At 61.9% G+C, this 9,910-nt stretch carries 10 protein-coding genes and 1 riboswitch; of the genes, 6 read left to right on the top strand and 4 right to left on the bottom strand.

From position 1 onward, the window contains the following. The 4 genes from V7N12_RS09050 to V7N12_RS09035 all read right to left on the bottom strand — a co-directional run. Window positions 1–211 (bottom strand): gamma-glutamyltransferase (locus tag V7N12_RS09050; protein ID WP_333714172.1); only part of this gene is annotated, 211 nt, incomplete at its 3' end. Window positions 212–303: 92 nt separating this feature from the next. Beyond that, entirely contained in the window at window positions 304–1,512 is a 1,209-nt protein-coding gene (locus tag V7N12_RS09045) for a hypothetical protein (protein WP_333714171.1), read from the bottom strand. A gap of 19 nt (window positions 1,513–1,531) precedes the next feature. Further along, window positions 1,532–2,485 (bottom strand): hypothetical protein, encoded by a 954-nt coding sequence (locus V7N12_RS09040; protein ID WP_333714170.1) that lies wholly within the window; start codon window positions 2,483–2,485, stop codon window positions 1,532–1,534. Between the two features lie 243 nt (window positions 2,486–2,728). Continuing rightward, window positions 2,729–3,538: an NAD-dependent epimerase/dehydratase family protein gene (locus tag V7N12_RS09035; RefSeq protein ID WP_333714169.1), complete on the bottom strand. Its 810-nt coding sequence runs from the start codon at window positions 3,536–3,538 to the stop codon at window positions 2,729–2,731. 240 nt (window positions 3,539–3,778) lie between these two features. Here V7N12_RS09035 and V7N12_RS09030 point away from each other — a divergent pair, with 240 nt between their 5' ends. Genes V7N12_RS09030 through V7N12_RS09005 form a run of 6 tightly spaced genes read left to right on the top strand, consistent with a single transcriptional unit; the run spans window position 3,779 to window position 9,342 of the window. Then, entirely contained in the window at window positions 3,779–4,207 is a 429-nt protein-coding gene (locus tag V7N12_RS09030; RefSeq protein WP_333714168.1) for a hypothetical protein, read from the top strand. A 35-nt stretch (window positions 4,208–4,242) separates the two neighbouring features. Further along, complete coding sequence (locus V7N12_RS09025; protein ID WP_333714167.1) at window positions 4,243–5,208, top strand: hypothetical protein; 966 nt, start codon at window positions 4,243–4,245, stop codon at window positions 5,206–5,208. Continuing rightward, window positions 5,201–6,661, top strand: a complete 1,461-nt coding sequence (locus tag V7N12_RS09020) for a glycosyltransferase family 2 protein (RefSeq protein ID WP_333714166.1) — start codon at window positions 5,201–5,203, stop codon at window positions 6,659–6,661. The genes V7N12_RS09025 and V7N12_RS09020 overlap by 8 nt, the downstream gene beginning before the upstream one ends. Beyond that, complete coding sequence (locus V7N12_RS09015) at window positions 6,651–7,463, top strand: hypothetical protein (protein ID WP_333714165.1); 813 nt, start codon at window positions 6,651–6,653, stop codon at window positions 7,461–7,463. Before V7N12_RS09020 ends, V7N12_RS09015 begins: the two co-directional genes overlap by 11 nt. Beyond that, the gene (locus tag V7N12_RS09010) at window positions 7,460–8,194 is read left to right on the top strand and encodes a glycosyltransferase family A protein (RefSeq protein WP_333714164.1); all 735 of its coding nucleotides are present in this window, start codon (window positions 7,460–7,462) and stop codon (window positions 8,192–8,194) included. Before V7N12_RS09015 ends, V7N12_RS09010 begins: the two co-directional genes overlap by 4 nt. Beyond that, window positions 8,191–9,342, top strand: a complete 1,152-nt coding sequence (locus tag V7N12_RS09005; protein ID WP_333714162.1) for a nucleotidyltransferase family protein — start codon at window positions 8,191–8,193, stop codon at window positions 9,340–9,342. The genes V7N12_RS09010 and V7N12_RS09005 overlap by 4 nt, the downstream gene beginning before the upstream one ends. A 126-nt stretch (window positions 9,343–9,468) precedes the next feature. Next, a riboswitch (cobalamin riboswitch) is annotated at window positions 9,469–9,682 on the top strand. Window positions 9,683–9,910 lie beyond the last annotated feature (228 nt).

The following is a 9,910-nucleotide window of genomic DNA, read 5'->3' as shown; positions in this document are numbered from 1 at the left end:
TACAGAACGCATCCGCGCCCAGCCCGTTGCCCGTGGGTTCAAGCACGGTCAGCGTGATGGCCGTCGCCAAGGCGGCGTCGGCGGCGTTGCCACCGCGCGCCAGCATCGAAAGGCCGGCCTGCGCGGCAAGTGGCTGCGAGGTCGCGACAAGATTGTGCGCCACGACGGGCGACCGCCGAGAGGGGTAGTGGTGATGTGCCTGCATCAGCATGATATGTCCTTGTCGCAGCCTCGGTCACTCTTGTTTGCACAAGGCAGAGGTCTTGTCACCTCGCCCGGGGGCATGGCATGTCACCGACCGGGCTAGCGCCTTGCCGCATCCTGCGCGGCCAGCAGGGCGGACATGCGTTGGGCGATCCGCAGTTCCTGTTCTAGCTGCTGTGATTGCGCAAGCGTCGGCACATTCACCACCATGATCCGGAAGGGAGCCGATGACACCAGTATCGCATGGCTGGCTTCGAACTTGCGAAAGAACCACGCCAGTTGGTCTGCAAGGGGCGGGTCCAGCGGCTTGGCAACCTCGCCCGAAGAGATCACACCCTGTTGCCGGACATGGTCCCGAAATGCCTCGTCGAAATCGCGCAAGGCCTCGGCCTCGAGGATCACCGCACCCGAGATCATCGCCCTTGTCTTCAGCGCCTCAAGAAAGGACCTGTGATCGGTCAGGGTCGCATCGGCCAGAACGCCAAGGACCCGTCCGGCCTTGTCGTCGCGCCGGATCTTTCGCGCATCCGCATAAATCTGGACCAAGAGCACGACGCTGACGACCACCGCCATCACCTGCACGGTTGTCCGCAGATCGAGATCGGCCAGAACCATCACACAGCCAGAGGCGAAGGCCAGACCGGCCGTAAAGATCACCGTTGCGGAAACAACGTCCGACTGTTCCGCATCGCTGCGCCGCAAGGTCAGCCCCAGCCAGCACAGCGCGAGAATGGCAATGCCCGACAGACGCACGGGCAGTTCGAAAAGACTGGTGCGGAAGTCCGTCAGCGCCAGAGGCACGATCAGCACAAGCGACAGCGCCAGTCGGTCAACGGCGGCATTTTCCGCAACCGAAAGACTTTGCCTGTCCCGTGCCACCACAAGGACACCTATCGCGACAAAGGCCAGCACCTGGAACGCGGCCAGCGCCATGACGGCGACCAGCGATTGATCGGGCCGTCCCAGAATGGCGACAAGCGCAAGCAGCGCCGCCCCTCCTGCCGTCCAGATTTTCAGCGCAAGCGGCGCATGGCGCCGCAACAGGGCCTCTGTCACCAGAAGCACAGCCAGCGGCACGGTCCCTGCAACCGCAAAGGTCAGACGGCCAATCCACTCGGCACCGGTCAACCATTGCAAAAGACGGATCGCCAACAAGGCGGCAACGACCTGAATGGCGATCAGAAAGCGGCGCGTCACCTCTGTCTGCGGTTGCTGCACCCGCAGCACACGCGCAAACAGGCCAAGCCCGATCAGGCTTGTCAGCGCGATGACGCTGTCGGCGATCAGTTCGGGTGAAAGACCTGTCATGTCATCCTGCACGGGAAAGTCACACCGTGGTCCTTCGCGGGCGCAGGGTGCCGAAATGGCGGCCGGTATCGAACCAGTGGATTGCAGGCAGGAAAACCCGCTGCATCGTCATGGCAAGAAGGGTCACGCCGACACTTGCCAGCGAGGCGCGCGGAACCGATTTCTTCAGATATCCCGTCGCCGCTGCCAGATCGATCCGGCCTAGCTGCAACAGGTCATCGCCGCGGTCATAATCCAGCAGCTCGTGACAAAAATCATTGTAGATCTGATCACGATGGCGGGGGGCCTTGTCGAAGGTCTTTTTCAGGTCGTCAGACCCGCCCGTATAGGCATTCGTGATGACGAAACGGTCTTCATCAAACCCCGCCTCCGGCCCGACACCGAACACATGGCGATGCGCGCTCATGATCGTGCGCGCAAGCACCAGATGCTCAAGCGAGCGTTCGTCGCGCCGCTGGGGTGTCGGGAATACATCGTTGAAGGTCTCGGCGACCATTCCGACGACTGCGGGCACCTGCGTGACACTCGAGATCCACAAGGGGCGCAACTGGTTGCGGAAGAACAGCATCATGCAGGTCAGCCCATAGAGGATCCATGACAGGCCCTGCGATTGTTCCTCGGGATCGACCATGACCAGCCCAAGGTGCAGGACCTGCATCGGCTCGGCCATCGTGGTGATGTCCATCAGCGCAAGCGCGTTGAAGGCGATCGGCTGGCCGGTATCCTTGCGACGCACGATGGTGATGATCGTCGATTTCAGGCGCTCGGGGTCGCCAGAGAAGACGCCATAGGTCAGCGACCCACGCGGCAGGGTCTTCGATGCCACCGTTATCAGGTCTTGGGAAAGGGCCTCTAGCTGGGCGTCCGTCATCCACAAGCCGGGGCGTTCGACAATTCTGGTCTGAAGCTGTCGGCCCGTCGTCAGTGTCACATCAAGCCGCGTGTCAAAGAGCGCGCTCAGAAGACCAGACATTGACAAATCCTTTGGTTCAAGGCGACACGCGCTTTCGGACACACAATCCCGACACGGCAGCCTGACGGCTTGCGTCCTATTGATGCCAAAGGCCACCGGCGACGCAACCCACCACGAAGCCCTGGGATGACTTTCACCGCAGAAGGCGGCCTCGCCCTTGCCAGAGGCAGTCCGAAAATGTCCCGCATGGGCAAGTCATGTCGGGGCGGGATGCGCGCCGCGGGCCTAGATCGGAGCTGATCCTTACCAACCAGACAGATGCTTGCGCGAAAAGTTCCGCAGTGAATGCTCGAAAAACGCTCTGACCTTGGACTTTGGTCCTGCCATCGCCGGCATGTCAGCCCGCCATCCATCCTGCGGCTGGTAGCCGATGACCGCCATCGTCTCGGCGATGTCCCAGCGCATCCCCGGATTGTCCGACATCAGGTTGAGAATGGCGAAGTCGACATTCCTTGCCGTCATCGCCGCTTGCATGCCTTGCAGAAAGTCCCGGTCGCTCAGCCACATCTCCTGCCCCCAGCGCCCCATCGCCATGTGGGGGCCCGGCAGGTTGACCGGCCCGCGCTGGTTCCAGCCAATCCTCAGGCAGATCACCGACAGCCCGTGACAGCGGCTGTAGTATGCCCCCATCTGCTCGCATACCACCTTGGAGACCCCGTATGGGGTTGTCGGACAGGGAACCGTCTGCGAGGTCAGTTTGCCCTTGGCAAAACGGCGGTCCGCAAGCACCCAGTTCGAGCTGGCAAGAATGACCCTGCGCACCCCGGCAGCGGCCGCATGGTGCAGCAGCGCAGAGGTGATCAAGGTGTTGTTGCGCTGGCACGATTCCCAAGTGGCGGCCGGGCTGGAATCACCCGCCAGATGCACCACCACATCGACCCCGATCAGGTGGCTGGCCCAATCCGTTCCAACCGCCAGATCAGCCGTATGGATATTCGTCTCTTCGACCTCGCGCAGGTCGATGCCGGTGACATGACACCCGCCCTGTGCAGCGAGATGGTCAAAGAGCTTGCGGCCAAGATGGCCCGCGGCACCGGTAATGAGCACATTCATGCGAAATAACAATCCAACTTGGTCCGACACGCACTATCCGGTCCTTTTACAGCAAGAGGCCGTTGCATCAAAACCTGAATTTGTTTCGGATCGGCCGACCGCGGGAAACCGGGACGCACCGACCTGCCTGACCGCCCGCTGCGCTTTGGCCTGTCGCAAGCAATCGCAGCGGTCACGTCCTTATTGTATTGGGGCGAAGCCTCAAATACTCTTCGCGCGAGTTTGGGTTGAGACTTGCAGATGTATGTACTGAACGACCACCTTTTCATCGCCGAGAAATTTGACGACGACTACGTGCTCTTGAACACCTTGTCAGGCAAATATTACGACGTCTCGGAAAAGGCCGCGGCCATGTTGGACGAGGTGCTTGCCGGGGCAGATCCTCTCAGGATCATCGAAGACGTTTTCGCCTTCGACGCTGCCTCGGGCAAAGAGGCGCATGCCTTTCTGGAAAGCCTGATCAACGAGCAGGTTCTGATCCCGTCCTCGCCACCTGCGCCGGTTGCGGTCCAGCCTGCGTCTATGGACAAACTGCTGTCGCATGAGGGCACGTTCGTTTTCGGAGGTTTCGAGGATATTGCCGAGTTGTTGCTGGCCGATCCGGTGCATGACATCGACCCGTTGACCGGAAAGATGACGCCGATCGGCAATTCCGCGTCCGTCGTGTGACACCTTCGGCCATCACGCTTTTTTGGGAACGCTTGGTGTCAGCCGCAACTGCGGCCTGCATCAGCACCTCTGCCGTTTTGCAATCCGGCTATGTGACCTTCACGCTGGCGGCAACGGATGATCGGGATTTCGCGAACCTCGGCGCGCATTTCGCAGCGACGACCCAATCCGTTCCTCGGTTCAGGTGCTATCAGTTCTCGGACGCGGCGCTGTTTCAGGACGCCGCAGCCGCCTTGGGAACGACATGGTTTCAGAAAACGATCGAGGGGTTTCGACAGATCGGGCTGAAAGGGTTCCTCAATGAGGGGCTGGGCCTGCTGGAGGTCTTCGACCCCGCACGCGGCATCGCCATCCGATTGCTGCGCAGCGAGGATTGCCTGCCGCCTTGGGAACCCTCAAGTCCCCTTGCCAACTTCGTCAACTGGTTCAACATCACACAGCAAGCCTTCATGCTGCATGGTGCCACCATCTCGGACGGGCGCGCCGGGGCCCTGATCGTGGCCGAGGGCGGCACCGGAAAATCGCTGCTGACACTGGCCTGCATCGACGCCGGTCTGATCACGATTGGCGATGACTATTCCATCGTGCGCATGAAAGGCGGACAGGCTGAGGCGGCACGGTTTTCCATGCAAGCCAAACAATCCGATACAGGCCTTGCCATGCTGGGCATCGGCGGCCGCACCCGGATGGCCGGTGAAAGGAACTTCAAGGACAAATACGTCTTCACGATCCCGACCAACCCGACGCCGCTTGCGATCCATGCGCTGATCGGCCTGACGCGGACGGATGGGGTGCCGGTGATCGCGCCCGAAAGAAAGCCAGTGCTGTTCACGGCGATCTCCGAGACGACCTATCAACAGCTTCCCGCCAGCGCCTTCGAAACGCAGACCTTCGCCGGAAATCTGGTGCGGGCTTTGCCAACCTTCAGATTTGCGCTTGGCCCCGACCTGAAGGAAAATGCCGCAAACCTTCGCGCCTTTCTGGGAGGCTTGCATGCTTAGCGTGGTGATGCCGGCGTTCAACACGGATCGGTTCATCAGCCACGCGATCCAGTCGGTCGAGGCGCAGGACTGCGCCTGCCCCGTTGAACTGATTGTCGTCGATGATGGTTCCACCGACCGCACCGCCGCATGTGTTGCCGGCATGGCATTGCAGAAGATCACGCTGCGGATGCTGGACGGGGGCGGCCGCGGCGTGTCCCATGCCCGCAATCTTGCCTTGCGCAATCTTTCCCCTGACACCGAATTCGTGGCGTTTCTCGATTCCGATGACATCTTCCCCGAAGGCCGTCTGTCACAGGATCTGGCACGCTTTGCGGCGGACCCTGCCCTGCAACTGGTCTTCGGGCTGCAATGCCTTGTGACATCCGAAGCCGCCGATCTGCGCGCTGATATCGCATCCCGGAAACCCACAATCCGCTCGGCCAACCTTGGATCGGCCACCTTCCGGCGGTCCCTGATCGAAAGCACCGGTTTCTTCGACGAGACACTGACCCATGGCGAAGATCTTGACTACTTTTTGCGGATCTTCGAACGCGCGCCCCATCTGTGCCTGCATGACGACATCGGCGTCTACTACCGGCAACGCCGGCAAAGTGCCTGCACGCAGTTGGGCCCGCTGCTGGATGGCGTCGCCCGGGCGGTGGCGAACCACAAGGACCGTCTGGCCGCTGATCCGCGCCTGATCGATGTCGCGACCATGTTCGAGGACGCGAATTATCCACGCGCGCTGGCGATCGCCAACACGGCCTATTTCGACGCAAACGGCTATCCGGATTATTCTGTCGTCATCCCAGCCTATAACGCCGAGGCCTTTCTCGATCAGGCGCTTCATTCGGTCTTCGCGCAAAGCCACCCGCCAGCAGAGGTGATCGTCGTCAACGACGGGTCACAGGATGCCACGCAAGGGGTGATCGACCGCTGGGCGGCGAAAGAGCCCCGCATCCTCGCGGTCGCGCAAGACAACTGTGGCCCCGCCGAGGCGACGAATGCGGGTGTCAGACGGGCAAGCCATGAATTCATCGCGTTTCTGGACGCCGATGACCTGTGGGAGCCGGACAAGACCAGAACCCAGATGCGGGCCCTCTTCAACAACAGGGGCGCCGAGATCGTGTTTTGCAAAATGGTCTCGTTTCGGGACGGGGACGACGCACCCTTCGTCGATGACGATCAATCCGGCTGGTCGCGTTCCACGGCACTGGTGCGCAAGTCCGTTTTCGACAAAGTCGGATATCTGCAGGGCTTCCGTCGCGGCGCGGGCGAGATGATCGACTGGATCGCCCGCACACGCGAGGAAGGTGTCTATTCCGTCTTCCTCGACGCGTTTCTGGCCAAGCGGCGGTTGCATGGCACCAGCCTGACGGCCGGCAAGCGGGATGAGCGCGCGCTTTATGCCGAAGTCGCGCGCGCAGCGATCCTGCGCCAGAGAGAGCGGGCCAAGAACCATGCCCAATAGGCGGCCATGGACCTCTGATTTCGAGCGCGCACTTTACAAGGCCGCGTTCGACAAGGATGCCGATACCGCGCTGCGCGCCGCGCAGCTTTGGTTTTCGGGGATCGATACCGACAAGGTCAGCTATGAACATCACCGGCTGATCGCCGCTGTCGGTCGTCGCTTTGACACGGCCTCGGCCTTGCAGGACCGGCGCGCGATGTTTCGCAATGTCTCCAAGCAGCTTTGGCTGCGCGCCGTTCACAACCTGCGCGATGCCGAGACGGTCTGCGCGGTGCTTCGCAAGATGCGGGTGCCTCATGCCCATGCGGGCCATGCCGTGTGGCTGGGGCATTCGGACAACCTCTTTCTCGATTGCGAGCAAATCGAGATCGTCGTGCACGAAAACGCGCTCGGGTTGGTGCTGCGCATCTTTTGCGAGCACGGGTGGTATCCGCACGCGCGTTACGCATTCGACAGGGCAGACCAAAAGATCGCGCTGCAGGGGCCGCGGGGTCTTCGCCTGACCCTGTTCTCGGCCATGGCCGCGCGGGACCTTGCAGGCCAGACCAACGCCGCATTCTGGGCCGCGACAACACAGACGACCGCCTTCGGGCAAAGCCTGCGGACCCTCTCGCCCCGACAGACCATGCCCCTTTGGCCCCTGCGGGCAAAGGACCCCTTGCAGTTGCTGATCGACTGCACCCTTTCCGCAGATGGCGACTTCAGCGCGGCGCGGACCGGCCTGCCCGTCGGCAGACGTTTCGATTTGTGGCGCACCCGAAAGCTGCTTGCGCGCACTGTTTCCCAAAGGGCTGTCGGATGATCTGCGTCCTGATCCCCGTTCACAACGGCGAGGACTACATCGCCGCCTGCCTAAGGTCCGTTCTTGCCCAGCAGGTCCCGATTGCGCTGTCCGTCATCATCGTCGATGACGGGTCCACGGACCGGACGCTTGCGCAGATCGAAAGCCTTTGTTCCCCGCTGATCTCGGTCACATCCACCGCATGGCAGGGCGTTGCTGCCGCAAGGAACGCCCTGCTGCGGCTGGTGCCGCCCGAGGCCGATTACGTGACCTTCATCGATGCCGACGACCTGATGCCGCAAGGCAAACTGGCCCGAGACCTTGCGCCGATGGCAAAGGACACTGACCTCGGTTTCGTCTATGGACGGATGGCCTTTTTCGAGACGTCCGGCAGCGCGCAGAACGAAGAGCCCACGCCCTTTAGCACCGTCCGCAGCGCCAATCTGGCGGCAGGGACATATCGTGCCGATATCCTGCTGGCGAACGGGCCGTTCGATGAAAGTTTCGAGCATGGCGAGGATCTCGATTTCCTCTTCCGGCTGTTCGAGACATCGCGCAAGCATCTTCTGCATGACGAGATCTCGGTCTTCTACCGCCAGCACGACACGAACATGACAAAGCGCAAGGATGCGCTGCGGCGCGGGATCATGAAGGCGATGTTGCGCCATGCGCAGCGGCGGCGGGCCGATCCGTCACGCGCCTCGGCGGAAGGTGTGTTCGACAGTCGGCCACGCAAGGACGATGCGCGATGAAGACAACGACGCGTCCCGATTGGCAGTCCGCATCGGCCCTGCGTCAGGCCAAAGAGGGCATCTTGCCGACAGGTCGCCTTGCATCCCTTGTCAGGGCGGCCTCGCCGCTTGATGACACGGCAGACCATTGGGCCGCCTATGTCGCGCAATCGGCGGATGTGTTTCCTGACGAAGGCGAGTTCCGGATTTTCCCAGTGGTCCGGCATCTCTTGGCGGACCATCCCGAATTGCTGGCCGCGGACGCCTGGTTGAATGGCGCGATTGTCGGCCCCGGACCGGCAGATCAGGCGCTGATCAGTGCAACGCGGGCGGAAGTCCAGCGCCTGCTTGACGCGCTGCCGGTCCCCTTTTTGTGGACGAAGGGCAGCGTGCTGGGGCAATGCGCCTACCCGTCCGCAGGCATGCGCCCGACCTCTGATCTTGATCTTCTTGTCCCATACGAGGCTATCCCCGCCGTCGCGGCCCTGGCCGAACAAGAGCGGTGGGATGCAAAGCTGGGGACGACCGACCCTTCGGTCTTGCACCGTTACCGAGGAACCGAGCTGAGCTGGACATCACCGAACGGCATTGCCATCGATCTGGGCTGGATGCCGCGGGCCGTCTTCGCATTCGACCCCTGGATAAGCGACCACCTGTTCAGCGGTCCGCAGGCGACAACGGACCATATCCCGGACCCGAACTGGCTTTTGGTCGAGGCGATCGAACATGGGCTGGCCGCAAATGAAGTGGCCCCCCTGCGCTGGGTGGTCGATGCGCTGTGGATATTGCACAGCTTTCGGGACCAGATTTCGGAAGAGCTGATCATCGAGGTCGCGCGGCGCTATCAGCTGAATGTCATCCTTGGCACAGGGCTTGAAATCATCGCGGACTTCGATCCTGCGGTCTCGCCCGACTTCGTCGCGCGCGTCTACGGAGAGGGCAGGAACGCGCTGCAATGGTCTGAACTGCGCGCGCGACTGACATTGCCCGACCTCGGCGAGCAATTCATGACGGCGCGTGTCTACAATGCAGGTCTGCGCGCCCCCATGAGGCTTTACGCGATCAACCAGCGATCCCCTTTCGGGCGGCACAGGCACCAGAGCCTCCGGCTCAGGGCATGGATCGGCCTTCGCAATATCGCGTCGCTGGCATATCGACGGTTGGGTTGACCGGCCGGCGGGCCCGGTATCGGGCGATGTCGCAATTTCCAGCGCTTGCGTCGCGCGCCGCACTTGCTGTCATCGGAATTCGGCCGGCGACGTCATGCACTTGATTGACAATGCGACCTGTCATCCTTCATCATCGAACACGATGGTTGCCAACGGTCCAAGCGTGACTCGCGGCATGAAAAGGGAACACGGTGCGGTGTAGCCATCAGGCGCCAACTCCGTGACTGCCCCCGCAACTGTAAGCGGTGAGCGACCTGTCGATCCACTGGCCATCCGGTCGGGAAGGGACAGCGAGCAACGACCCGCAAGTCAGGAGACCTGCCGTCGCGATTTGGAAACCTAGGGCGGTGGGCCCGGGAGGTGGAAATGCGACAGTTCGGGTGTGACGACCCCTTGCCTTTGCTGCCTCCTGACAAGGGGCGGTTATGGACGCGACACTTTACCTAGTCTCGGCGCAATATGTATCGGCGGGGCGATTTGCGGCTTTGGCACAGGCGCTAATGGCCGCGGCGCCCGGTATCGCCAAGGCCATCCGGCTCGAGGGTGAGGGCAAGGGCCTGTGGTCCGC

Origin of the sequence: Yoonia sp., assembly GCF_036770585.1 — a bacterium.
GTDB lineage: Bacteria > Pseudomonadota > Alphaproteobacteria > Rhodobacterales > Rhodobacteraceae > Yoonia.
Note: the sequence above shows the minus strand (reverse complement) of the source record. Positions and strands in the feature narration are given on the sequence as shown.